This is a genomic window from Streptomyces sp. NPDC044571 (assembly GCF_040647115.1).
In the GTDB taxonomy this organism is placed as follows: Bacteria; Actinomycetota; Actinomycetes; order Streptomycetales; family Streptomycetaceae; genus Streptomyces.
This window is the reverse complement of record NZ_JBEZBN010000034.1, coordinates 1-24,867: the sequence shown is the minus strand read 5'-3', so window position 1 is coordinate 24,867 and position 24,867 is coordinate 1. Positions and strand designations below refer to the sequence as shown.

Genomic DNA, 24,867 nt, shown 5'->3' with positions numbered 1-24,867 from the left:
CCGGCGGCGCCGGTGACGAGCCAGCGCCCGGCCAACGAGTTGGTCCTCACTTCTGCAGGGCCGCCTTCGCCTTCAGCGGCTCCCACCAGGCGCGGTTCTCGCGGTACCAGTCGATGGTGGCCTTGATGCCGTCCTCGAAGGTGACCTGCGGGGCGTACCCGAGCTCTGCGCCGATCTTGCTGATGTCGATGGAGTAGCGCAGGTCGTGGCCCTTGCGGTCCTCGACGTGCTCGACCATGTCCCAGCCCAGGCCGGCGGCCTCCAGGAGCACGCCGGTCAGTTCCTTGTTGGTGAGCTCGGTGCCGCCGCCGATGTTGTAGACCTCGCCGGCGCGGCCCTTGCGCATGGCCAGGTCGATGCCGCGGCAGTGGTCGGAGACGTGCAGCCAGTCGCGGACGTTGCCGCCGTTGCCGTACAGCGGGACCTTCTTGCCGTCCATCAGGTTCGAGACGAACAGCGGGATGACCTTCTCCGGGAACTGGTAGTGCCCGTAGTTGTTCGAGCAGCGCGTGACCACGACGTCCATGCCGTGCGTCCGGGCGTAGGCCAGCGCGAGCAGGTCGGAGGAGGCCTTGGAGGCGGAGTACGGGGAGTTGGGGACCAGCGGCCACTCCTCGGTCCAGGAGCCCTCGTTGATCGAGCCGTACACCTCGTCGGTGGAGATGTGCACGAAGCGGCCGACGCCGTGCTTGCGGGCCGCGTCCAGCAGGACCTGCGTACCGACGACGTTGGTCATCACGAAGGGGCCCGCACCGGCGATCGAGCGGTCCACGTGGGACTCGGCGGCGAAGTGCACCACGACGTCGTGACCGGGCATCACCTGGTCGACGGCCTCGGCGTCGCAGATGTCGCCCTTGACGAAGCGGTAGCCGGGGTGGTCCGCGACCGGCGCCAGGTTGGCTTCGACGCCGGAGTAGGTCAGCTTGTCGAAGACCGTGATCTGGGCCGATGCATCCGCACCGAGCTGCTGGCGGACAAATTCAGAACCGATGAAGCCGGCGCCGCCGGTCACGAGGATGCGCATAATACGAAGAGTCTAGCGGCTGGCGCACCACCCCCCGGGCCCGGACCTCGGCACTCCGGATGCTCTCGCATAGGGTTGTGGGCATGCGTGGAATTCTCTTGGCCGGCGGCACCGGATCCCGACTCTGGCCGCTGACCCGGGCAGTCTCGAAGCAGCTGCTCCCCGTCTTCGACAAGCCGATGATCTATTACCCGCTTTCCACCCTGGTCATGGCAGGAATCAGCGAGATTCTCGTCATCACCACGCCGGAGGACCGGGCCCAGTTCGAGCGTCTGCTCGGCGACGGCTCCCAGTTCGGCATCCGGCTGGAATACGCGGTCCAGGAGCGCCCCGAGGGCATCGCCCAGGCCTTCGTGCTCGGCGCCGACTTCATCGGCGACGAGTCCGTGGCCCTGATCCTCGGCGACAACATCTTCCACGGCAGCGGCCTCGGCACCCGCCTCGCCGAGCACACCGACTCCAAGGGCGGCCGGGTCTTCGCGTACCCGGTGGCCGACCCGACGGCGTACGGCGTGGTCGAGTTCGACGAGAACGGCCAGGCCATCTCCATCGAGGAGAAGCCGGCCAAGCCCAAGTCCCGCTACGCCGTGCCGGGTCTGTACTTCTACGACAACCGCGTCGTCGAGATCGCCCGCGGCCTCAAGCCCAGCGCCCGCGGCGAACTGGAGATCACCGCGGTCAACGACGCGTACCTCCAGGCCGGTGAGTTGAATGTCACCATCCTCGACCGCGGTACCGCCTGGCTGGACACCGGGACGTTCGTCTCCATGGTCCAGGCCTCGGAGTTCGTCCGGGTCATCGAGGAACGCCAGGGCTTCAAGATCGGCTGCATCGAGGAAGCCGCCTGGCGCGCCGGCCTGATCGACTCCGCGCAGCTGCGCGCACTGGCCGAGCCGCTGCTCAAGAGCGGTTACGGCGACTACCTGCTGGGCCTGCTCAACGAGGAGGCAGCCCGATGAAGTTCCGCGAGCTCTCGATGGCCGGCGCCTACGAGATCACCCCCCAGCTGCACGGCGACCCGCGCGGCCTGTTCACCGAGTGGTACCGCTTCGACAAGCTGTCCGAGGTCGTCGGGCACCCGCTGAACCTGGCGCAGGCGAACCTCTCGGTCTCCTCGCGCGGTGTGGTCCGCGGCATCCACTTCGCCGACGTGCCGCGCGGCCAGGCCAAGTACGTCACCTGCGTCCGCGGCGCCGTCCTCGACGTCATCGTGGACCTGCGGGTCGGCTCGCCGACCTTCGGCCGCTGGGAGGGCGTCCGCCTGGACGACGTGGACCGCCGCGCGGTCTACCTCTCCGAGGGCCTCGGCCACGGGTTCTGCGCCCTGAGCGACGACGCCACGCTGTCGTACCTCTGCTCGGAGACGTACAACCCGACCGCCGAGCACTCGGTTCACCCGCTCGATCCCGAGCTGGGCATCGAATGGCCGGCCGACACCCCGCTGCTCTCCGCCCGCGACGAGGCCGCCCCCTCGCTCGCGCAGGCCGTCGCCACGGGCCTGCTGCCCGACTACGCCGTCTGCCGGGAGTTCACGGAGTCGCTGCGCGTGGACTGAGCTCCACCGCCCCCGTACGACGAAGGGCCGCACCCGACCGGGGTGCGGCCCTTCGTCGTACGGCGTGAGCCCGGAGCACCCGGACGGAGGAGTACCCGGACGGAGTACCCGGTCGCAGTACCCCACGGGCAACGGCGCAAGGAAAAGGGCCCCTTCCCCCTCGCGTGAGCGACGGGGAAGGGGCCCTTCCGTCAAACATGGTGCCCGCTCGCGCGAGCTACCAGGTCAGAACACGAATTACTTCGTGATCTTGGTGACCTGGCCGGCGCCGACCGTACGACCACCCTCACGGATGGCGAACTTCAGGCCCTCCTCCATGGCGACCGGCTGGATCAGCGCGACCGACATCTCGGTGTTGTCGCCCGGCATGACCATCTCGGTGCCCTGCGGGAGGGTCACGACGCCGGTCACGTCCGTGGTACGGAAGTAGAACTGCGGGCGGTAGTTGTTGAAGAACGGGGTGTGACGGCCACCCTCGTCCTTCGACAGGATGTAGGCCTGGGCCTCGAACTCGGTGTGCGGCGTGACCGAACCGGGCTTGATGATGACCTGGCCGCGCTCGACGTCCTCGCGCTTGATGCCACGGAGGAGCAGACCGACGTTCTCACCGGCCTGGCCCTCGTCGAGCAGCTTGCGGAACATCTCGATACCGGTGACCGTGGTGGTGGTCTTCTCTTCCTTGATACCGATGATGTCGACGGTCTCGTTGACCTTCAGGACACCACGCTCGATACGGCCGGTGACGACCGTACCGCGACCGGTGATCGTGAAGACGTCCTCGACGGGCATGAGGAACGGCTTCTCGGTGTCACGCGGCGGGGTGGGGATGGACTCGTCCACGGCCTTCATGAGGCCGAGGAGCTTCTCGCCCCACTCCTTGTCGCCCTCAAGGGCCTTCAGCGCGGAGACGCGGACGACCGGCAGGTCGTCGCCCGGGAACTCGTACTCGGAGAGCAGCTCACGGACCTCGAGCTCGACGAGCTCCAGGATCTCCTCGTCGTCCACCATGTCGGCCTTGTTCAGGGCGACGACGATGTACGGAACGCCGACCTGGCGGGCCAGGAGCACGTGCTCCTTGGTCTGCGGCATCGGGCCGTCGGTGGCGGCGACCACGAGGATGGCGCCGTCCATCTGCGCGGCACCGGTGATCATGTTCTTGATGTAGTCCGCGTGACCCGGGCAGTCGACGTGGGCGTAGTGACGCGCCTCGGTCTGGTACTCGACGTGCGCGATGGAGATGGTGATACCGCGCTGGCGCTCCTCAGGAGCCTTGTCGATCTGGTCGAAGGCCGAGGCCTCGTTCAGGTCCGGGTACGCGTCGTGCAGCACCTTGGTAATGGCGGCCGTGAGGGTCGTCTTACCGTGGTCAATGTGACCGATGGTGCCGATGTTGACGTGCGGCTTAGTCCGCTCGAACTTCGCCTTCGCCACGGGGGTCCTCCTGGAGAGTGGTTCTGTACGCCTTACTCATCGGCGCCAGGTGATCTTTGCTGGATTGCCGTCCCCACCGGGGCAACAAGAGATTTTCTCCTGAGGCCCCGGAGGTTCCGGTGATTAGCCTAAAGCGTGAACTCGGAAGAGTTACTCGCCCTTGGCCTTCGCGATGATCTCCTCGGCGACGTTCCTGGGAACCTCGGCGTAGGAGTCGAACTGCATCGAGTAGCTGGCGCGACCCGAGGTCTTGCTGCGGAGGTCTCCGACGTAGCCGAACATCTCCGAAAGCGGCACGAGGCCCTTCACGACGCGAGCGCCGCTGCGCTCCTCCATGGCCTGGATCTGGCCACGGCGAGAGTTGATGTCGCCGATGACATCGCCCATGTAGTCCTCGGGCGTGGTGACCTCAACGGCCATCATCGGCTCAAGGAGCACGGGAGAAGCCTTGCGCGCGGCCTCCTTGAAGGCCTGCGAACCGGCGATCTTGAACGCGAGCTCGGAGGAGTCGACCTCGTGGTAGCCACCGTCGAGAAGGATGACGCGGACGCCGGTCATCTCGTAGCCGGCGAGGATGCCGAACTGCATGGCCTCCTGCGCGCCCGCGTCGACCGAAGGGATGTACTCCTTCGGGATGCGGCCACCGGTGACCTTGTTCACGAACTCGTAGGCAGGGCCCTCGGAGTCCGTGATCGGCTCGATCGCGATCTGCACCTTGGCGAACTGACCGGTACCACCGGTCTGCTTCTTGTGGGTGTAGTCGTGACGCTCGACGGCCTTGCGGATCGTCTCGCGGTACGCGACCTGCGGCTTGCCGACGTTGGCCTCGACCTTGAACTCACGGCGCATACGGTCGACCAGCACCTCAAGGTGCAGCTCGCCCATACCACCGATGATGGTCTGGCCGGTCTCCTCGTCCGAGTGAACCTGGAAGGAGGGGTCCTCCTCCGCGAGACGCTGGATGGCGACACCCAGCTTCTCCTGGTCACCCTTGGACTTGGGCTCGATGGCGACCTGGATGACCGGGGCCGGGAAGTCCATGGACTCCAGGATGACCTGGTCCTTCTCGTCGCACAGCGTCTCACCGGTGGTGGTCTGCTTCAGGCCCATGACGGCGACGATGTCGCCGGCGCCCACCGAGTCGATCTCCTCACGCTTGTTCGCGTGCATGCGGTAGATCTTGCCGATGCGCTCCTTCTTGCCCTTGACGGAGTTCGTCACGGCAGTGCCGGACTCCAGGCGGCCCGAGTAAACCCGGACGAAGGTGAGCTTGCCGAGGTGCGGGTCGCTCATGATCTTGAACGCCAGCGCCGCGAGGGGCTCGTCGTCGGACGGCTTGCGCTTGACGACCAGCTCCGCGTCCTTGACGTCGTGGCCCTCGATGGCCTCGACGTCCAGCGGCGACGGCAGGTAGCGGACCACGGCGTCGAGCAGGGGCTGAACACCCTTGTTCTTGAACGCGGTGCCACAGAACACCGCGGTGACCGTGGTGCCCTTCGACTTGCCGGACGCGATGATGATGCGACGGACGGCGGCGTGCAGCTGCTCCACGGACGGCTCCTCGCCGTTCAGGAAGAGCTCCATGATCTCGTCGTCGTTCTCGGCGACGGTCTCGACCAGCTTGCCGCGCCACTCTTCAGCGGCCTCGGTGTGCGTGGCCGGGATGTCGACGATGTCGTACATCTCGCCCTTGGTCGCCTCGGCGGACCAGACGAACGCCTTCATGGTGACGAGGTCGACGACACCCTGGAAGTCGGCCTCGGCGCCGATCGGCAGCTGCATGACGATCGGAACAGCGCCCAGGCGCTCCTCGATCATGTCGACGCAGCGGTGGAACTCGGCACCGGTGCGGTCCAGCTTGTTGACGAAGCAGATCCGCGGCACGCCGTAACGGTCGGCCTGACGCCACACCGTCTCCGACTGCGGCTCCACACCGGCGACACCGTCGAACACGGTGACGGCACCGTCGAGGACGCGGAGCGAACGCTCCACCTCGACCGTGAAGTCCACGTGGCCCGGGGTGTCGATGATGTTGATGGTGTGGTCGACGTCCTCCAGCGGCCAGTGGCAGGTCGTCGCGGCGGACGTGATGGTGATGCCGCGCTCCTGCTCCTGCTCCATCCAGTCCATCGTGGCAGCGCCGTCGTGGACTTCACCGATCTTGTACGAGACACCGGTGTAGAACAGGATGCGCTCGGTGGTGGTCGTCTTGCCCGCGTCGATGTGGGCCATGATCCCAATGTTGCGGACCTTGGCCAGGTCAAGCGAAGTGGTAGCCATAAGGCTTCAGTCTTCTCTCGGTCTCGATGTGGGGTGGGACTACCAGCGGTAGTGCGCGAAGGCCTTGTTGGACTCGGCCATCTTGTGCGTGTCCTCACGCTTCTTGACGGCCGCACCGAGGCCGTTCGAGGCGTCGAGGAGCTCGTTCATGAGGCGCTCGGTCATGGTCTTCTCGCGACGGGCGCGGGAGTAACCGACCAGCCAGCGCAGCGCGAGGGTGGACTGACGGCCGGGCTTGACCTCGACCGGGACCTGGTAGGTCGCGCCACCGACACGGCGGGACTTGACCTCAAGCGACGGCTTGACGTTCTCCAGCGCGCGCTTCAGCGTGATGACCGGGTCGTTGCCGGTCTTCTCGCGGAGGCCTTCCATGGCGCCGTAGACGATGCGCTCGGCGGTGGAGCGCTTGCCGTTCAGCAGGATCTTGTTGATGAGCGAGGTCACCAGAGGAGATGCGTAGACCGGGTCGATGATGACCGGGCGCTTCGGGGCGGGGCCCTTACGAGGCATTCTTACTTCTCCTTCTTGGCGCCGTAGCGGCTGCGGGCCTGCTTGCGGTTCTTGACAGCCTGGGTGTCAAGCGCACCGCGGATGATCTTGTAACGAACACCCGGCAGGTCCTTCACACGGCCACCACGCACGAGCACGATCGAGTGCTCCTGCAGGTTGTGTCCCTCACCCGGAATGTAAGCGGTGACCTCGATGCCGGAGGTCAGACGCACACGCGCGACCTTGCGGAGCGCCGAGTTCGGCTTCTTCGGGGTGGTCGTGAACACACGCGTGCAGACGCCGCGGCGCTGGGGCGAAGCCTCAAGCGCGGGCGTCTTCGTCTTCTCGACCTTGTCCTGCCGGCCCTTACGGACCAGCTGCTGGATCGTAGGCACTACTTCTCCGGTTTCTGTGTGCCGTGTAGTGAAGCTAACCTGGAACTTTGCCGACCCACGCGGTCGGGTGTGTCGGATCCGGCGGACCTCCGCGCAAGCACGGAAACGCATGGATCGCGGTGGCTGATTCGGCTCGCCTTGCGGTTGATGGACACGCACGGGAGCCCAGGCACACCCCAGGCACAAGGTCTGAGCGTACCTATCGCACGGACTCCGGTCAAAACAAAAGCCCGGCCCCCACCGGGCCCCCATTCCCGCCGGTCATGTGCCGCTTGGCCAAGCGCCCGCCCGGGCCGTCCCGACTCGCGCGTACGGGAGGGGCGTGGTAACGGGGGCACCCGGCTCCGGCAGCCCCGGCAGCCGTACCCCCGGCCACTAAACTGCGTCAGCGATTCAGCCGCGAACCGCACGAACCGCACGATCACCAGGGAGCAGGACATTGGGGACGGTCACCTCGGAGCCGACGGCGGCGGACAGCCCCGCCCACCCGTCGCCCCGCCGCCGCCTCCAGCGGCTCCCGCGCCGGACCCGGCGCACGTACGGCCCCCTGCTCGCCTTCCTGATCACCTCGGCCGCCTTCTGCTCGGCCTGGGTGGCGCGCGGCACCTTCCCCTTCGGTGACACCGGCCGGGCCATCAACGACCAGGCCAACCAGTACGTGCCCTTCCACCGGGCGCTGTGGGACCTGGTCCACGGGCAGGCCGCCGGCGACCTGCTCTTCACCTGGCGCGGCGGCTTCGGCCAGCAGTTCCTGTCCGACTACCACACGTACCTCGGCAACCCGTTCTCCTGGCTGGCCGTGCTCGTCCCGCGCGCCCACGTCGACCTCGCCGTCTTCGTGATCACCCCGGTGACGATGGGCACCGCCGCCGCCCTGATGACCGTCTACCTCGGCAAGCTGCATCCCGGCCCGGGATGGCAGCGCGGGGTGCTCGGCGCCTGCTACGGCCTGTGCGGCTGGGCCCTGAGCGACGCCTCGTACATCCCGATGTGGCTGTGGGGCCTGGTCGCGCTCCCGCTGCTCGGCATCGCCGTCGAGTGGTGCCTGGAGGAGCGCCGCTGGCCCGGGGTGGCGCTGTTCGTGGCGCTCGCCTGGTTCGGCAACTTCTACACCGCGATGATGGCCACGATGGCGGCCTGCGTACTGCTCGGCATCCGGCTGGCCACCCGCGACATGACGGGGGCGCAGCGGCTGCGGGCGGTCTGGCGGGCCTCGACCGCCGCGGCGACCGGAATTCTGCTGACCCTTCCGCTCCTCCTGCCGTCGTTCCTGTCCAGCGGTGCCGCCCAGCCGACGGAGGCCGGGGCCTTCGACCCGGTGCGGATCGAGGTCTTCCTGGCCGGGATGCTCCCGGCCACCCACCTGTGGGGCGGCCGGCCGCGGCTGTACGTGGCCTCGCTCGGCCTGGTCCTCGCCGGATCGTTCGTCCTCAACACCGCCGTCGCACGCCGGACCCGCCTGGTGTGGGCGGCGGCGGTGGTGCTGGTGGCGGCGTCGTTCCAGTTCCCGCCCACCCAGTACCTGTGGCACGGCCTGGCCGTCCCGAACGGCAATCCGTACCGCGAGACCTTCGTCTTCAGCGGGCTGGTGGTGATGGCCGCCTGGCTGGCCCTGGCCAACCGGCCGCGCCCGCTCCACCTGGCGGCGTCGGCGGGGCTGCTGGTCGCGGCCACGTTCCTGCTCCGGCACACCGACGACTTCGGCGGCTGGACCTGGCGGGCGGTACTCGTCGGCGGGGGCGTCTCCCTCCTCGCGCTGGTCCTGCTCGCGCTCGGCGACAAGCGCCGCTTCCTGATCCCCGTGGCGGCCGTCCTCATGGTCGGCGCGGTCTTCGCGGAGTCCACCGTGGCGGCCGCGAACGCGGACGCCCGCCGGGCCCGGGAGCGCTGGGCGAAGCCGGTCGCCACCTCGAACCGCTCCGTCAACGAGCACGGGGAGGCCGTCCGGGGGGTGGACGGCTGGCCCGCGTACCGGACGGACTCGGGCGCGCCGCAGACCTCGTACAACGACGCCCTGGCGCTGCGTGCGGAGGGCCCGCAGTACTACAGCAGCTACCTCCCGGAGGTCACCTACCAGGCCCTGGAGCCGCTGGGCTACGGCTTCAAGAACGACGGCCGGACCTTCTTCGGCGCCGACAACCCGGTGCTCGACGCGATCTTCTCGATCGGCGCCCGCGTCCGGCCCGGGGCCGCGGAGGGCGGCTGGACGGCCACCCGCTCCCCCGCGCCCCCGCTGGTGACGGTCCGCAGCGGGGCGTACGCGTCCCCCAACCCGGCGGACAGCGTCTACGCCCGCCAGGAGAACGTCCTCGGCGCCACCGTCTACGAGGTCCCGCCGGTCACCCGGGGTGGCAGTTCCACCGAGCAGACCTACACGGCCCGCTGCACGCCCGGCTCGGAGGCGTACTGGTTCTCCCCGGCCCTCTACGGCACCCTCACCGCCGGCGGCGCCGAGCACCGCCTGGAGGACCGGATGACCGGCGTGCTGAAGCTCGGCCCGGTCCCCGCGGACGGCACCCTCCCGGTCACGGTGCACACCCGCACCGAGGGCGCCACGGCCGGGGACCACGCCGTCGGCTGCCTGGACCGCGGCAGGCTGGACGCGGCGGTCACCCACCTCACCCGCACCGGCGCGACCGCGGTCGACGTGGGCGGCCACACCATCGAGGCCACCCTCCCGCAGGGCACCACGGGCACCGCGGTCCTCGCGACGACGGCCGTCCCCGGCTGGCAGTGCTCCGCCCCGATCCGCCCCTTCCACGGCCTGCTCGCCCTCCCCGTATCCCCGGGCACCACGAAGCTCTCCTGCACCTTCACCCCCAAGGGCCTCACCCCCGGCCTGGCCGCCGCCACCCTCGCCCTCCTGGCCCTCACCTCGGTCACGGTCGCCGGAGCCCGCCGCCGGCGCCGGGCCTGACGGGCGGCTCGCAGCCGTCCTCCAGCCGGCGCGCAGGCGGCTGAGGACCGGCACAGGGCCGGCTGACGGCCGCCCAGGGCTCCGGGGGCGGCTCCCCGGCCGGGTAACACGAAGAAGCCCCCCGCCGCTCCTCTCGGAGCGACGGGGGGCTTCCTCTTACGAGTCTCAGCCGTTGTACGGGCCGTAGTCGTAGTCCTCCAGCGGGACCGCCTGGCCGGAGCCGGTGCCGAAGGGCGAGTAGTCGATGTCGTCGTAGCCGACGGCCGAGTACATCGCGGCCTTCGCCTCCTCGGTGGGCTCGACCCGGATGTTGCGGTAGCGGGCGAGGCCCGTACCGGCCGGGATGAGCTTACCGATGATGACGTTCTCCTTGAGGCCGATGAGGCTGTCGGACTTGGCGTTGATCGCCGCATCCGTCAGGACTCGGGTCGTCTCCTGGAAGGAGGCGGCCGACAGCCAGGACTCCGTCGCCAGCGAGGCCTTGGTGATACCCATCAGCTGCGGACGGCCGGAGGCGGGGTGACCGCCCTCGGTGACCACACGACGGTTCTCGGTCTCGAACTTCGAGCGCTCGACGAGCTCGCCCGGCAGGAGCTCCGCGTCGCCGGACTCGATGATCGTCACGCGGCGCAGCATCTGCCGGATGATGATCTCGATGTGCTTGTCGTGGATCGACACGCCCTGCGAGTTGTAGACCTTCTGGACCTCGCCGACCAGGTGGACCTGGACGGCACGCTGGCCGAGGATGCGCAGCACGTCGTGCGGGTTGGTGGCACCCGCGGTGAGCTTCTGGCCCACCTCGACGTGGTCGCCCTCGTGCACGATGACCTTGGCGCGCTTCGAGATCGGGAACGCCGTCTCGTCGCTGCCGTCGTCCGGCGTGATGACGATCTTCTTCGTTTTCTCGGTCTCCTCGATCCGCACGCGGCCGGCGGCCTCGGAGATCGGGGCGACACCCTTCGGGGTACGGGCCTCGAAGAGCTCGACGACACGCGGCAGACCCTGCGTGATGTCGTCACCGGCCACACCACCGGTGTGGAAGGTACGCATCGTCAGCTGGGTACCGGGCTCACCGATGGACTGGGCGGCGATGATGCCGACCGCCTCACCGATGTCGACCAGCTTGCCGGTGGCGAGGGAGCGTCCGTAGCAGAAGGCACAGGTGCCGACCGCGGACTCACAGGTCAGGACCGAGCGGGTCTTGACCTCCTCGACGCCGTTGGCGACCAGGGCGTCGATCAGGACGTCACCGAGGTCGACGTTGGCCGGCGCGATGACCTTGCCGTCGATGACCACGTCTTCGGCCAGCATGCGGGCGTAGACCGAGGTCTCGACGTCGTCGGCCTTGCGCAGCACGCCGTCCTCGCCGCGGACGGCGATCTTCAGCTTCAGGCCGCGCTCGGTACCGCAGTCCTCCTCGCGGATGATCACGTCCTGCGAGACGTCCACCAGACGACGGGTCAGGTAACCCGAGTCGGCGGTACGCAGGGCGGTGTCCGCCAGACCCTTACGGGCACCGTGCGTGGAGATGAAGTACTCCAGAACGGTGAGGCCCTCACGGAAGGACGCCTTGATCGGACGCGGGATGGTCTCGTTCTTCGCGTTCGACACCAGACCACGCATACCGGCGATCTGCCTCATCTGCATCATGTTTCCTCGGGCACCCGAGTCAACCATCATGAAGATGGGGTTGGTCTTGGGGAAGTTCGCGTTCATCGCCTCGGCAACCTCGTTGGTCGCCTTGGTCCAGATCGCGATGAGCTCCTGCGTGCGCTCGTCCTTGGTGATCAGACCGCGCTCGTACTGCTTCTGGACCTTCTCGTCCATCGCCTCGTAGCCCGCGACGATGGCCTTCTTGGCCTCGGGCACGACGACGTCGGAGATGGCCACGGTGACGCCCGAACGGGTCGCCCAGTGGAAGCCGGCCGCCTTCAGGTTGTCGAGCGTCGCCGCCACGATGACCTTGGGGTAGCGCTCGGCCAGGTCGTTGACGATCTCGGAGAGCTGCTTCTTGCCCACCGAGTAGTCGACGAACGGGTAGTCCTCGGGCAGCAGCTCGTTGAAGAGCGCACGGCCCAGCGAGGTCTTCAGACGGAAGCTGTCGCCCGGCTGGAACTCCTGCTCGCCCTCCTCGGCCACCGGCGGCACCCAGCCGCGCGGCGGGATGGTGCCCACCGGGAAGCGGATGTCGACCTGCGACTGCAGCGCGAGCTCACCGGCGTCGAACGCCATGATCGCCTCGGCCGTGGAGCCGAACGCGCGGCCCTCGCCCTTGGTGTCACGGAGGTCACCGTCGGTGGTCAGGAAGAACAGACCGAGGACCATGTCCTGGGTCGGCATCGTGACCGGACGGCCGTCGGCCGGCTTGAGGATGTTGTTCGAGGACAGCATCAGGATGCGGGCCTCGGCCTGCGCCTCCGCGGAGAGCGGCAGGTGCACGGCCATCTGGTCACCGTCGAAGTCCGCGTTGAACGCGGTGCAGACGAGCGGGTGGATCTGGATGGCCTTGCCTTCGACCAGCTGGGGCTCGAAGGCCTGGATGCCGAGACGGTGCAGCGTGGGCGCACGGTTCAGCAGCACCGGGTGCTCGGCGATGACCTCTTCGAGCACGTCGTACACGACCGTGCGGCCGCGCTCGACCATGCGCTTCGCCGACTTGATGTTCTGCGCGTGGTTCAGGTCGACCAGGCGCTTCATCACGAACGGCTTGAAGAGCTCCAGCGCCATGGCCTTGGGCAGGCCGCACTGGTGCAGCTTCAGCTGCGGACCGACGACGATCACGGAACGCGCGGAGTAGTCCACGCGCTTGCCGAGGAGGTTCTGACGGAATCGACCCTGCTTGCCCTTCAGCATGTCGCTGAGGGACTTCAGCGGACGGTTGCCGGGGCCCGTGACCGGGCGACCGCGACGGCCGTTGTCGAAGAGGGCGTCGACCGCCTCCTGGAGCATGCGCTTCTCGTTGTTCACGATGATCTCGGGCGCACCGAGGTCGAGAAGGCGCTTCAGGCGGTTGTTGCGGTTGATCACGCGGCGGTACAGGTCGTTCAGGTCGGAGGTCGCGAAGCGGCCACCGTCCAGCTGCACCATCGGACGCAGGTCCGGCGGGATCACCGGGACGCAGTCCAGCACCATGCCCTTGGGGCTGTTGCTGGTCTGCAGGAACGCGGAGACGACCTTGAGGCGCTTGAGCGCACGGGTCTTCTTCTGGCCCTTGCCGGTACGGATGATCTCGCGGAGGCGCTCGGCCTCCTCCTCCAGGTCGAAGGACTCCAGGCGCTTCTGCAGCGCCGCGGCACCCATCGAGCCGTCGAAGTACGTGCCGAAGCGGTCACGCAGCTCGCGGTAGAGCAGCTCGTCACCCTCAAGGTCCTGGACCTTCAGGTTCTTGAAGCGGTTCCACACCTCGTCGAGGCGGTCGATCTCGCGCTGGGCGCGGTCGCGGAGCTGCTTCATCTCGCGCTCGGCGCCTTCGCGCACCTTGCGGCGCACGTCGGCCTTCGCGCCCTCGGCCTCAAGCTCGGCCAGGTCGGTCTCAAGCTTCTTGGCACGGCCTTCGAGGTCCGCGTCACGGCGGTTCTCGATCTGCTGGCGCTCGACGGAGACGTGGGCCTCCAGCGACGGCAGGTCGCGCTGGCGGCGCTCGTCGTCGACGAACGTGATCATGTACGCGGCGAAGTAGATGACCTTCTCAAGGTCCTTCGGCGCGAGGTCCAGCAGGTAGCCCAGGCGCGACGGGACGCCCTTGAAGTACCAGATGTGGGTGACGGGAGCGGCAAGCTCGATGTGGCCCATCCGCTCACGACGCACCTTGGCGCGCGTGACCTCGACGCCACAGCGCTCACAGATGATGCCCTTGAAGCGGACACGCTTGTACTTGCCGCAGTAGCACTCCCAGTCCCGGGTCGGACCGAAGATCTTCTCGCAGAAGAGTCCGTCCTTCTCGGGCTTGAGGGTGCGGTAGTTGATGGTCTCCGGCTTCTTTACCTCGCCGTGCGACCAGGTTCGGATGTCGTCCGCGGTGGCAAGGCCGATCCGCAGCTCGTCGAAGAAGTTGACGTCGAGCACTGTGCGTCAATCCCTCTTTCGGGGTCGAGTCTCAATCATGGTCTGAACGGTCCCGGGGATGACGGGGGGCTCTTGAGCGAGCCCCCCGCCAGGCCCGTCAGACCTCTTCGACGCTGCTCGGCTCACGCCGGGACAGGTCGATACCGAGCTCCTCCGCCGCGCGGAAGACGTCCTCGTCGGTGTCGCGCATCTCGATGGACATGCCGTCCGAGGACAGCACCTCCACGTTGAGGCAGAGCGACTGCATTTCCTTGATGAGCACCTTGAAGGACTCGGGAATGCCCGGCTCGGGGATGTTCTCGCCCTTGACGATGGCCTCGTAGACCTTCACGCGGCCGGTGACGTCGTCGGACTTGATGGTCAGCAGCTCCTGGAGGGCGTAGGCGGCGCCGTACGCCTCAAGCGCCCACACCTCCATCTCACCGAAGCGCTGGCCACCGAACTGCGCCTTACCACCCAGCGGCTGCTGCGTGATCATCGAGTACGGACCGGTCGACCGCGCGTGGAGCTTGTCGTCGACCAGGTGGTGGAGCTTGAGGATGTACATGTACCCGACCGAGATCGGGTCCGGGAACGGCTCGCCGGAGCGGCCGTCGAACAGACGCGCCTTGCCGGACGGGAGGACCAGGCGGTCACCGTCGCGGTTCGGGATGGTGTGCTCGAACAGGCCGGCGAGCTCGTCCTCGCGGGCACCGTCGAACACCGGGGTCGCGACGTTCGTACCGGGCGCGACCTTGTCGGCGCCGATCGCCTTGAGGCGCTCGGCCCAGTCCTCCGCGAGGCCGGAGACGTCCCAGCCGCGACTGGCGAGCCAGCCGAGGTGGATCTCCAGGACCTGTCCCGGGTTCATTCGGGACGGGACACCCAGCGGGTTCAGGATGATGTCGACCGGGGTGCCGTCCTCCAGGAAGGGCATGTCCTCGATCGGAAGGATCTTGGAGATGACACCCTTGTTGCCGTGGCGGCCGGCGAGCTTGTCACCGTCGGTGATCTTGCGCTTCTGGGCGACGTAGACGCGGACCAGCTGGTTCACGCCCGGGGGAAGCTCGTCGCCCTCCTCGCGGTCGAAGACGCGGACACCGATGACCTTGCCGATCTCACCGTGAGGGACCTTGAGCGAGGTGTCACGCACCTCGCGGGCCTTCTCACCGAAGATCGCGCGGAGCAGGCGCTCCTCCGGGGTCAGCTCGGTCTCACCCTTGGGCGTGACCTTGCCGACCAGGATGTCGCCGGCGACGACGTCCGCACCGATGCGGATGATGCCGCGCTCGTCGAGGTCGGCGAGGACCTCCTCGGAGACGTTCGGGATGTCCCGGGTGATCTCCTCGGGGCCCAGCTTGGTGTCACGGGCGTCGACCTCGTGCTCCTCGATGTGGATCGAGGAGAGGACGTCGTCCTGCACGAGGCGCTGCGACAGGATGATCGCGTCCTCGTAGTTGTGGCCTTCCCACGGCATGAACGCGACGAGCAGGTTCTTGCCGAGGGCCATCTCGCCCTCTTCGGTCGCCGGACCGTCGGCCAGGACCTGGCCCTCGACGATCCGGTCGCCCTCGTTGACGATGACCTTCTGGTTGACCGAGGTGCCCTGGTTCGAGCGGGAGAACTTGGCGACGCGGTACGTGGTGTACGTGCCGTCGTCGTTGCCGACGGTGATGTAGTCGGCCGAGACCTCCTGGACGACACCGTCCTTCTCCGCCTTGATCGAGTCACCGGCGTCGACCGCACAGCGGTACTCCATGCCGGTGCCGACGAGCGGGGCCTCCGCCTTGATGAGCGGAACGGCCTGGCGCATCATGTTCGCGCCCATGAGGGCACGGTTGGCGTCGTCGTGCTCAAGGAAGGGGATCATCGCGGTCGCGACGGACACCATCTGGCGCGGGGAGACGTCCATGTAGTCGACGTCGTCGCCGGCGATGTAGTCGATCTCGCCGCCACGACGGCGGACGAGGACGCGGTTCTCGGTGAAGCGCATCTCGTCGTTCAGCGCGGCGTTCGCCTGGGCGATGACGAAGCGGTCTTCCTCGTCGGCCGTCAGGTAGTCGACCTCGTCGGTGACGACACCGTCCACGACCTTGCGGTACGGGGTCTCGACGAAGCCGAACGCGTTGACGCGGCCGTAGGAGGCGAGCGAGCCGATCAGACCGATGTTCGGGCCTTCGGGGGTCTCGATCGGGCACATGCGGCCGTAGTGCGACGGGTGGACGTCACGGACCTCGAAGCCGGCCCGCTCACGGGACAGACCGCCGGGGCCCAGCGCCGACAGGCGGCGCTTGTGGGTCAGACCCGACAGCGGGTTGTTCTGGTCCATGAACTGCGACAGCTGGCTGGTGCCGAAGAACTCCTTGATGGAGGCGACGACCGGCCGGATGTTGATCAGGGTCTGCGGCGTGATCGCCTCGACGTCCTGGGTGGTCATGCGCTCGCGCACGACGCGCTCCATACGGGCCAGACCCGTACGGACCTGGTTCTGGATGAGCTCGCCGACGTTGCGCAGACGACGGTTGCCGAAGTGGTCGATGTCGTCGGTCTCGACGACGATCGAACGGCCCGACTCACCGGTGGTCTCGGTCTCGCCCGCGTGGAGCTTCACGAGGTACTTGATCGTCGCGATGATGTCGTCGGTGGTCAGCACACCGGCGTCGAGCGGCTCGTCGGCGCCGAGCTTCTTGTTCACCTTGTAGCGGCCGACCTTGGCGAGGTCGTAGCGCTTCGGGTTGAAGTAGAGGTTCTCCAGCAGCGTCTGAGCGGCCTCGCGGGTCGGCGGCTCGCCCGGGCGCAGCTTGCGGTAGATGTCGAGCAGCGCGTCGTCCTGGCCCTGGGTGTGGTCCTTCTCCAGGGTGGCGCGCATGGACTCGTACTCGCCGAACTCCTCAAGGATCTGCTCGGTGGTCCAGCCGAGGGCCTTCAGGAGGACGGTGACGGACTGCTTGCGCTTGCGGTCGATGCGGACACCGACCATGTCGCGCTTGTCGACCTCCATCTCCAGCCAGGCACCCCGGGACGGGATGATCTTGGCGGAGAAGATGTCCTTGTCGGACGTCTTGTCGATGGAGGAGTCGAAGTAGACACCGGGGGAACGGACGAGCTGCGACACCACGACACGCTCGGTGCCGTTGATGACGAAGGTGCCCTTGTTGGTCATGAGCGGGAAGTCGCCCATGAAGACCGTCTGAGACTTGATCTCTCCGGTCTCGTTGTTCGTGAACTCGGCGGTAACGAAGAGCGGCGCCGCGTACGTGAAGTCGCGCTCCTTGCACTCGTCGACAGAGTTCTTCGCCGGCTCGAACCGGTGGTCGCGGAAGGTCAGCGACATCGACCCGGAGAAGTCCTCGATCGGCGAGATCTCCTCGAAGATCTCTTCCAGACCGGACTTGGTGGGGACGTCCTGTCCACTCTCAAGCGCCGACTCGACGCGAGACTTCCAGGCGGCATTGCCGAGCAGCCAGTCAAAGCTCTCGGTCTGCAGCGCCAGGAGGTTCGGAACCTCGAGGGGCTCCTTGATCTTTGCAAAGGAGATGCGCAGCGGGGCGGTGCTGGCACCGTTGTTCGTATTGGTCGAGGCGTTGCGCGAGGCGGCCAAGAGGGGGTCCTTCCGAGGGCTCGGACTCACTACGCGCGTACCGGTCCCAGCCGGCACAGAAGACGGACTGCGCCTGATTTGACCAAAAGGCCAGATCAGGACGATCAATCAAGTGTGCTCAAGCGTGGGCATGCCCCTGGCGACGGGCAGGGGACAGCTAACAGGCAGCGCAAAGGGTCAGTGTAGCCACTTGGCTCACTGATGTCCAGACCAGGTTTCCGGAAACCGGCAACAGGCCTTCCCCACGTCTCTTCACACCAGCACTACTCAACCCAACACTGCGTCCCACGCTGCGGTACTCGCGCACGGAGCGCGTATCAGTACTGCCCTCTTCGTAGTCGATCCATGCCTCGGATCGCCGATCCGTGTGGTTCACGGATCCCGGACCGGGCGGACCGGTCTCACAACGGGTCTGAGAATTGCGCGCCTCGTGCCGTTCGTCAAGGCCCCCTGCTCCGTGCGGATCATCTGCGGACCCTGGCGCGGGGCAACGAAGATCACCCTACTCCCCAACGAGAGCAGGGCAAGTCAGGCACTGCGGGTACGCCGAAGGGCGACCACCCTTACGGGTGATCGCCCTTCGCAGGGACCCACAGGGGGCCCCAGAGGTGTTACTTGACCTCGACAGCCGCGCCGGCAGCCTTGAGGGCCTCGGCGGCCTTGTCAGCGGCCTCCTTGTTGACCTTCTCAAGGACCGGCTTCGGGGTGCCGTCGACGAGGTCCTTGGCCTCCTTCAGACCCAGGGAGGTCAGCTCACGCACGACCTTGATGACCTGGATCTTCTTGTCGCCGGCGCCGGTGAGGATGACGTCGAACTCGTCCTTCTCCTCGACGGCCTCGGCAGCGCCACCGGCACCACCGGCGGGGGCGGCAACGGCGACGGCCGCGGCGGCGGTGACGTCGAACTTCTCCTCGAAGGCCTTCACGAACTCGGAGAGCTCGATGAGGGTCATCTCCTCGAACTGGGCGAGGAGGTCGTCCTGAGAGAGCTTCGCCATGATGGGCGATCCTTCCACTAATTCGGCAGGTGCCGGATGTATATAGAGGCGGGCGTAACGGCCCGCTGCGACCCACGCACTAGGCGGCGTGGATCAATGCGCGAGCCGAATTACTCGGCACCGCCCTGCTCGGCGAGCTTGACGCGAAGCGCTTCCGCGGTGCGGACGAACTTCGACGGCAGCGCCTGGAAGAGCGAGGCAGCCTGGGACTGCTTGCCCTTGAACGCGCCGGCCAGCTTGCTGAGCAGAACCTCGCGGGACTCAAGGTCCGCAAGCTTCTTGATGTCGTCTGCGGAGAGAGCCTTACCGTCAAGGACACCGGCCTTGATGATGAGGTTCGGGTTCTCCTTGGCGAAGTCACGCAGGGCCTTCGCCGACTCCACCGGGTCACCGGTGATGAAGGCGACCGCGGTCGGACCAGCGAAGTGCTCGTCCAGTGCGGTGATCCCGGCCTGGTTGGCCGCAATCTTGGTCAGCGTGTTCTTCACCACGGCGTACTGGGCGTTCTCACCGAGGGAGCGACGCAGCGTCTTGAGCTGCTTGACGGTGAGACCCCGGTACTCGGTCAGCACGGCGGCGTTGGAGCTCTGGAACGCGTCCGTGAGCTCGGCCACCGATGCAGCCTTGTTGGGCGTCGGCATATGCGTCGGCCTCCTTCCGGGTGATGAGGACCGCTCAGAAGGGGCTGACATACAAAACGCCCCGGCGCAGGCGCCAGGGCGTAGCTCGACCGGATGAAATCCGGGAACTCTTCCACAGTCACCTGCGCGGGTCGTCCGCATGGAGCGGATCCTTCGGCCACCGCACCCTTGCGAGCACGGCAACGACCAGCGGTCTTTGGCTTCCGGGGAAGACTACGCGACCGTGCACCGGTCAGGCAAATCGGTCAGCCGGCGGCACCGTCCGGGGGCCGGGAACGGCTCAGTGACCGAGGCCCTTCAGCGTGTCCTCGGCCTCCTTGAGCTTGCGCTCGGTCTCCTTCTGCACGGCGTCGAAGTCGGTGACCTGGTCCGCGGGCGGGCCGCCACGGCGGGCGCCTTGCCGAAGTCGGAGAACTTCGCCGTGGTCTTCGCCGCGCCCTTCTCGTCCGTGAGGACGGAGTCCACCCGGACCGGGTGGCCCTCCTTGTCGATCCACAGATCGAAGGCGGCGGACGCCCGGCTTGTCCGGGGAACCCAGCTCGATCTTCATCCACGGCTTGCCGCCGTTCTTTTCCTTCTCCATCGGCGAGTACACGGTGTCGCCGATCATGACGGTGTGCTTGCCGCCGCTCGTGGTGTCCGAGCTGAACGGGTACCAGTCCTTGACCCCGGTTTCCTCGCGGGTCTTGCCGTCGGCCTCCACGGTGGACACGGAGGCCTTGGCGAACTTGGCCGGCACCGTCTTCCTGTACGAGGCCCTGACCGCTTCCGCGGGCTTCTGGGCGGTCTTCCCCGCGGTCGGCGCCCCGCCGTCCCTGTCACCCTTGCCCGCGCCCCCGTCGGAGCCGCAGGCCGTCAGAGCGGCCACCAGCAGTGCGCCACCCGCCAGGGCCGCGTCCGTCCGTACCCGGACCACCTTGTTTCATTGCGTTCTTCCCCCGCGAATGGATCTTGATCCGACCCTACGTGCCGGTCCGGGCGGGGAAAAAGCGGAACGGGCCCCTCGCCGCCCTGTGAAGGGGGCGAGGGGCCCGATCAGCCACTCAGGTGAGCCGTCAGGCTCAGACCGCGGCCGGGTCTTCCTCGACGAGGAGGTTCCGGGTGCGGTTGGAGTCCAGCTGGATGCCGGGGCCCATGGTGGTGCTCAGGGCGGCCTTCTTGACGTAGCGGCCCTTCGCGGCGGACGGCTTCAGACGGAGGATCTCCTCCAGCGCCGCGCCGTAGTTCTCGACCAGCTGCTCATCGGTGAAGGAGACCTTGCCGATGATGAAGTGCAGGTTCGAGTGCTTGTCGACACGGAACTCGATCTTGCCGCCCTTGATGTCCGTGACAGCCTTCGCCACGTCCATGGTGACGGTGCCCGTCTTCGGGTTGGGCATCAGGCCACGGGGACCGAGCACGCGGCCGAGGCGGCCGACCTTGCCCATGAGGTCCGGGGTGGCGACAACCGCGTCGAACTCGTTGAGGCGGTTGCCCTTGGCGATCTCGTTGATCAGCTCGTCGTCGCCGACAATGTCGGCGCCGGCGGCTTCCGCGGCCGCAGCACGGTCACCGGTCGCGAAGACCAGGACCCGGGCGGTCTTGCCGGTGCCGTGCGGGAGGTTCACGGTGCCACGGACCATCTGGTCGGCCTTGCGCGGGTCGACACCCAGGCGGAAGGCGACCTCGACGGTGGCGTCGAACTTGGTCGTGGAGGTCTCCTTGGCGAGACGGACGGCTTCGAGCGGGGCGTACAGCTTCTCCCGGTCGACCTTGGCGTCCGCAGCGCGGAGAGTCTTGCTGCGCTTCACTTCTGCTCCTGTGTTTCGGATTCAGGCATGGAGTCGTGGTGCGGGCCAGCGCTTGGCCCTACCACTGGTGGTGCTGGGGGTGGCTGGATCAGCCCTCGACCGTGACGCCCATCGAACGCGCGGTGCCGGCGATGATCTTGATCGCGGCGTCGACGTCGTTGGCGTTCAGGTCGGGCATCTTCAGCTCGGCGATCTCGCGGACCTGGGCGCCGGTGAGCTTGGCGACCTTGGTCTTGTGGGGCTCGCCGGAGCCCTTCTCGATGCCTGCGGCCTTCAGGATCAGGCGCGCGGCCGGCGGCGTCTTGGTGATGAAGGTGAAGGAGCGGTCCTCGTAGACCGTGATCTCCACCGGCACGACCATGCCACGCTGCGACTCGGTCGCGGCGTTGTAGGCCTTGCAGAACTCCATGATGTTGACGCCGTGCTGACCGAGCGCGGGGCCGACCGGCGGAGCCGGGTTGGCCGCACCGGCCTTGATCTGGAGCTTGATAAGCCCCGTGACCTTCTTCTTCTTGGGAGGCATTGCTCTCTCCGGGTCCTAGTGAGAGTTTTTCGCCGCCGATCCGGTCATCCGGATGGAGGCATACCGCACCACGATAACGGGTATCGGAGCGGGGCTGAAAACCGAGCAGGTCAGACCGCCCTTCGAGGGGGCGGTCTGACCTGTCCGGAAGCTGTGTCTCAGAAGATCAGTTCTGCGATCAGTTCTTCTGGATCTGGTCGAAGCTCAGCTCGACCGGGGTCTCGCGACCGAAGATCTCGACGAGGCCCTTGACCTTCTTCGAGTCGGGGTTGATCTCGTTGATGGTCGCCTGCAGCGTCGCGAACGGGCCGTCGGTGACGGTGACCGAGTCGCCGACCTCGAAGTCCAGGACCTCGATGGTGCGCTTGACGGCGGGCGCCGGCAGACCGGCCTCCTCCGCGGCGGCCTTGGCGGCCTTCTCCTGCGCCTCCGGGGCGAGCATCTTGACGATCTCGTCCAGGGTGAGCGGGTACGGGTCGTAGGCGTTGCCGACGAAGCCGGTGACACCGGGGGTGTTGCGGACGACGCCCCAGGACTCGTTCGTCAGATCCATGCGGACGAGAACGTAGCCGGGCAGCTTGTTCTGCCGGACGTTCTTGCGCTCGCCGTTCTTGATCTGGACGATCTCTTCCTCGGGCACCTCGGCCTGGTAGATGAACTCCTCGACGTTCAGCGAGACGGCGCGCTGCTCCAGGTTGGCCTTCACGCGCTTCTCGTAGCCCGCGTAGGTGTGGATCACGTACCACTCGCCGGGAAGGAGGCGCAGCTCGTCGCGCAGGGCCTGGATCGGGTCGACGGGCTCGGCCTCGGCGGCCTCCTCCTCGACCTCGGCCTCGGCGGCCTGGGCCTCCTCGCCGGGCTCCTCGGACTCCTGGGATTCGGCGGCGGCCGCCTCGGCGGCGTCGACGTCGTTCTCATCGGCCGGGGCGTCGTCCTCGTCGGCCTCGGCGTCGACCTCGCCCTCCACGTGCAGGGCGGCCTCTTCGGCAGCGACACCGGCCTTGGCGTCGGCGCGCTCGGCCTCGTCGGGGTCCACAGCGTCTGCCGCCTCGACGATGTCGAGCTCGTCCTCGACGGACTCGACGGAGTCGTGGCTCGCGTTCAGGTTCGGGTCAGACACGGTGGCTGCTTCTTCCTGGATACAAAAGGTGGTGGAACATGCGAAAACGGGCGGCACCCATCAAGGCGCCGCCCTCCGCGGGGATCAGCCGAAGACGAACTTGATGGCTTCCTGGAACCCATAGTCAATCACGGTCACCAGACCGATCATGATGACGACGAAGACAATCACCACGGTGGTGTACGTCGTGAGCTGGTTGCGAGTGGGCCAGACGACCTTGCGGAGCTCCGCGACGATCTGGCGGTAGAACAGCGCGAGCCGGCCCAGAGGACCCTTCTTCCCGCGCTTGCCGCCCTTTCGGGCCTTCTTCTCGCGGGTGTCGTCCTCGGCGTCAGGCATGTCGATGGAGCCCAGGGCGTCCGTCACGTCTCTCACCTGAATCCGGGTCGTGGCCGTAGCCGCGCCCGGTTGCGCCGCACGGCGTTGCATCGAAGTACGTACCTGCGCACACGTCCGAGAAGGAGTGTGGAGCAGGGCCGGAGGGACTCGAACCCCCAACCGCTGGTTTTGGAGACCAGTGCTCTACCAATTGAGCTACGACCCTTTGCGTCCCCCAACCTACCGCATCCAGACGAGTGCACGGAGTGCTCACGCTCTGGGGTGCCCGGCGGGGTCCAACGACAGGTGAGTGTACGTGGTCCGGGCCCTGACGTCGAACAGAGCACGGACCGGACTGGTCCGTCCGGTGACTGAAACGGTGTGCGGCGCCTCTGAGGCGTCTGGGACGATTGGCCGCATGACCTCTGCAACGCCTTCCTCCGAGCGCCGGGTGTCCGCCCGTATCGGCGCCATTTCCGAGTCCGCCACCCTCGCCGTGGACGCCAAGGCCAAGGCCCTCAAGGCCGCCGGGCGTCCGGTCATCGGCTTCGGCGCGGGCGAGCCCGACTTCCCGACCCCGGACTACATCGTCGAGGCCGCGGTCGAGGCCTGCCGCGACCCGAAGTTCCACCGCTACACGCCGGCGGGCGGCCTGCCCGAGCTCAAGAAGGCCATCGCCGAGAAGACCCTGCGCGACTCCGGCTACGAGGTCGACGCGTCGCAGGTCCTGGTCACCAACGGCGGCAAGCAGGCGATCTACAACGCCTTCGCCGCCGTCCTGGACCCGGGTGACGAGGTCATCGTCCCGGCCCCGTACTGGACCACCTACCCGGAGTCGATCCGCCTGGCCGGCGGTGTCCCGGTCGAGGTCGTCGCCGACGAGACCACCGGCTACCGCGTCTCGGTCGAGCAGCTGGAGGCCGCCCGCACCGAGCGCACCAAGGTCGTCCTGTTCGTCTCGCCGTCCAACCCGACCGGCGCCGTCTACAGCGAGGCCGACGCCCGCGCGATCGGCGAGTGGGCCGCCGAGCACGGCCTGTGGGTCCTGACGGACGAGATCTACGAGCACCTCGTCTACGGCGACGCTAAGTTCACCTCGCTGCCCGTGCTGGTGCCGGCGCTGCGCGACAAGTGCATCATCGTCAACGGCGTCGCCAAGACGTACGCGATGACGGGCTGGCGCGTGGGCTGGGTCATCGCCCCGCAGGACGTCATCAAGGCCGCGACCAACCTGCAGTCGCACGCCACCTCCAACGTCTCCAACGTGGCCCAGATCGCCGCGCTGGCCGCCGTCTCGGGCAACCTCGACGCGGTCACGGAGATGCGGAAGGCCTTCGACCGCCGCCGCCAGACGATGGTCAAGATGCTGAACGAGATCGACGGCGTCGTCTGCCCGACCCCCGAGGGCGCGTTCTACGCGTACCCGTCGGTCAAGGGCCTGCTCGGCAAGGAGATCCGCGGCAAGCGCCCGGCGACCTCCGTCGAACTCGCCGCGCTGATCCTGGACGAGGCCGAGGTCGCGGTCGTCCCCGGCGAGGCCTTCGGCACGCCGGGCTACCTGCGCCTCTCTTACGCCCTCGGCGACACGGACCTGGTGGAGGGCGTGTCCCGCATCCAGAAGCTCCTGGCGGAAGCCAAGGCCTAGGTGTATTGATCACGAGCGTTGTTAACAGGGCTGGGTCTTGATCACGGCGAAGACCTCCGGTGTGGTGGAGGTGTCTAGGCTCCACACCACACACGG

18 protein-coding genes and 1 tRNA gene are annotated in these 24,867 nt (G+C 67.5%); 4 read left to right on the top strand and 15 right to left on the bottom strand.

Going from position 1 to position 24,867, the window contains the following annotated elements; genetic code table 11:
* Nucleotides 1-46: 46 nt before the first annotated feature.
* Nucleotides 47-1,024, bottom strand: a complete 978-nt coding sequence (rfbB, locus tag AB0B01_RS19370; RefSeq protein ID WP_361720179.1) for a dTDP-glucose 4,6-dehydratase — start codon at nt 1,022-1,024, stop codon at nt 47-49.
* A gap of 83 nt (nt 1,025-1,107) precedes the next feature.
* Between rfbB and rfbA the strand changes: the two genes are divergently transcribed.
* Complete coding sequence (gene rfbA / locus AB0B01_RS19365; RefSeq protein ID WP_361720176.1) at nt 1,108-1,983, top strand: glucose-1-phosphate thymidylyltransferase RfbA; 876 nt, start codon at nt 1,108-1,110, stop codon at nt 1,981-1,983.
* On the top strand, nt 1,980-2,579 hold the full coding sequence (gene rfbC / locus AB0B01_RS19360; RefSeq protein WP_361720173.1) for a dTDP-4-dehydrorhamnose 3,5-epimerase: 600 nt from the start codon (nt 1,980-1,982) through the stop codon (nt 2,577-2,579). Before rfbA ends, rfbC begins: the two co-directional genes overlap by 4 nt.
* 237 nt (nt 2,580-2,816) lie before the next feature.
* Here the strand turns inward: rfbC and tuf are convergent, their stop codons facing one another.
* The 4 genes from tuf to rpsL form a co-directional block, all read right to left on the bottom strand.
* Entirely contained in the window at nt 2,817-4,010 is a 1,194-nt protein-coding gene (gene tuf / locus AB0B01_RS19355; RefSeq protein ID WP_356851304.1) for an elongation factor Tu, read from the bottom strand.
* A gap of 150 nt (nt 4,011-4,160) precedes the next feature.
* A complete protein-coding gene (gene fusA, locus AB0B01_RS19350) occupies nt 4,161-6,290 on the bottom strand; it encodes an elongation factor G (protein ID WP_361720169.1) in 2,130 nt (709 codons plus the stop codon).
* A 39-nt stretch (nt 6,291-6,329) separates the two neighbouring features.
* Nucleotides 6,330-6,800 (bottom strand): 30S ribosomal protein S7, encoded by a 471-nt coding sequence (gene rpsG / locus AB0B01_RS19345; RefSeq protein WP_007265894.1) that lies wholly within the window; start codon nt 6,798-6,800, stop codon nt 6,330-6,332.
* Nucleotides 6,801-6,802: 2 nt separating this feature from the next.
* Nucleotides 6,803-7,174, bottom strand: coding sequence for a 30S ribosomal protein S12 (gene rpsL, locus AB0B01_RS19340; protein WP_007265893.1), 372 nt, complete (start codon nt 7,172-7,174; stop codon nt 6,803-6,805).
* 439 nt (nt 7,175-7,613) lie between these two features.
* On the opposite strand from rpsL, the gene AB0B01_RS19335 reads away from it, so the two are divergent.
* Nucleotides 7,614-10,091, top strand: coding sequence for a YfhO family protein (locus AB0B01_RS19335; RefSeq protein ID WP_361720166.1), 2,478 nt, complete (start codon nt 7,614-7,616; stop codon nt 10,089-10,091).
* Between the two features lie 165 nt (nt 10,092-10,256).
* Here the strand turns inward: AB0B01_RS19335 and AB0B01_RS19330 are convergent, their stop codons facing one another.
* The 10 genes from AB0B01_RS19330 to AB0B01_RS19285 all read right to left on the bottom strand — a co-directional run bounded on the left by AB0B01_RS19330 (nt 10,257) and on the right by AB0B01_RS19285 (nt 23,352).
* Nucleotides 10,257-14,156, bottom strand: coding sequence for a DNA-directed RNA polymerase subunit beta' (locus tag AB0B01_RS19330; protein WP_361720163.1), 3,900 nt, complete (start codon nt 14,154-14,156; stop codon nt 10,257-10,259).
* 97 nt (nt 14,157-14,253) lie between these two features.
* Nucleotides 14,254-17,736 (bottom strand): DNA-directed RNA polymerase subunit beta, encoded by a 3,483-nt coding sequence (gene rpoB / locus AB0B01_RS19325; protein ID WP_361720160.1) that lies wholly within the window; start codon nt 17,734-17,736, stop codon nt 14,254-14,256.
* 611 nt (nt 17,737-18,347) lie between these two features.
* Complete coding sequence (rplL, locus tag AB0B01_RS19320; RefSeq protein WP_361720157.1) at nt 18,348-18,734, bottom strand: 50S ribosomal protein L7/L12; 387 nt, start codon at nt 18,732-18,734, stop codon at nt 18,348-18,350.
* Nucleotides 18,735-18,844: 110 nt separating this feature from the next.
* A complete protein-coding gene (rplJ, locus tag AB0B01_RS19315; protein WP_361720155.1) occupies nt 18,845-19,375 on the bottom strand; it encodes a 50S ribosomal protein L10 in 531 nt (176 codons plus the stop codon).
* A 280-nt stretch (nt 19,376-19,655) separates the two neighbouring features.
* Complete coding sequence (locus AB0B01_RS19310) at nt 19,656-20,291, bottom strand: hypothetical protein (protein WP_361720153.1); 636 nt, start codon at nt 20,289-20,291, stop codon at nt 19,656-19,658.
* A 145-nt stretch (nt 20,292-20,436) separates the two neighbouring features.
* Nucleotides 20,437-21,165, bottom strand: coding sequence for a 50S ribosomal protein L1 (gene rplA, locus AB0B01_RS19305; RefSeq protein WP_361720150.1), 729 nt, complete (start codon nt 21,163-21,165; stop codon nt 20,437-20,439).
* An 88-nt stretch (nt 21,166-21,253) separates the two neighbouring features.
* Nucleotides 21,254-21,688 (bottom strand): 50S ribosomal protein L11, encoded by a 435-nt coding sequence (gene rplK / locus AB0B01_RS19300; RefSeq protein ID WP_356851313.1) that lies wholly within the window; start codon nt 21,686-21,688, stop codon nt 21,254-21,256.
* A 178-nt stretch (nt 21,689-21,866) separates the two neighbouring features.
* Nucleotides 21,867-22,808 (bottom strand): transcription termination/antitermination protein NusG, encoded by a 942-nt coding sequence (nusG, locus tag AB0B01_RS19295; RefSeq protein WP_361720146.1) that lies wholly within the window; start codon nt 22,806-22,808, stop codon nt 21,867-21,869.
* 84 nt (nt 22,809-22,892) lie between these two features.
* Nucleotides 22,893-23,174, bottom strand: a complete 282-nt coding sequence (secE, locus tag AB0B01_RS19290; RefSeq protein WP_030298162.1) for a preprotein translocase subunit SecE — start codon at nt 23,172-23,174, stop codon at nt 22,893-22,895.
* Nucleotides 23,175-23,279: 105 nt separating this feature from the next.
* A tRNA-Trp gene (locus tag AB0B01_RS19285) sits at nt 23,280-23,352 on the bottom strand.
* 192 nt (nt 23,353-23,544) lie between these two features.
* On the opposite strand from AB0B01_RS19285, the gene AB0B01_RS19280 reads away from it, so the two are divergent.
* A complete protein-coding gene (locus AB0B01_RS19280; RefSeq protein ID WP_361720142.1) occupies nt 23,545-24,771 on the top strand; it encodes a pyridoxal phosphate-dependent aminotransferase in 1,227 nt (408 codons plus the stop codon).
* Nucleotides 24,772-24,867: the final 96 nt, after the last annotated feature.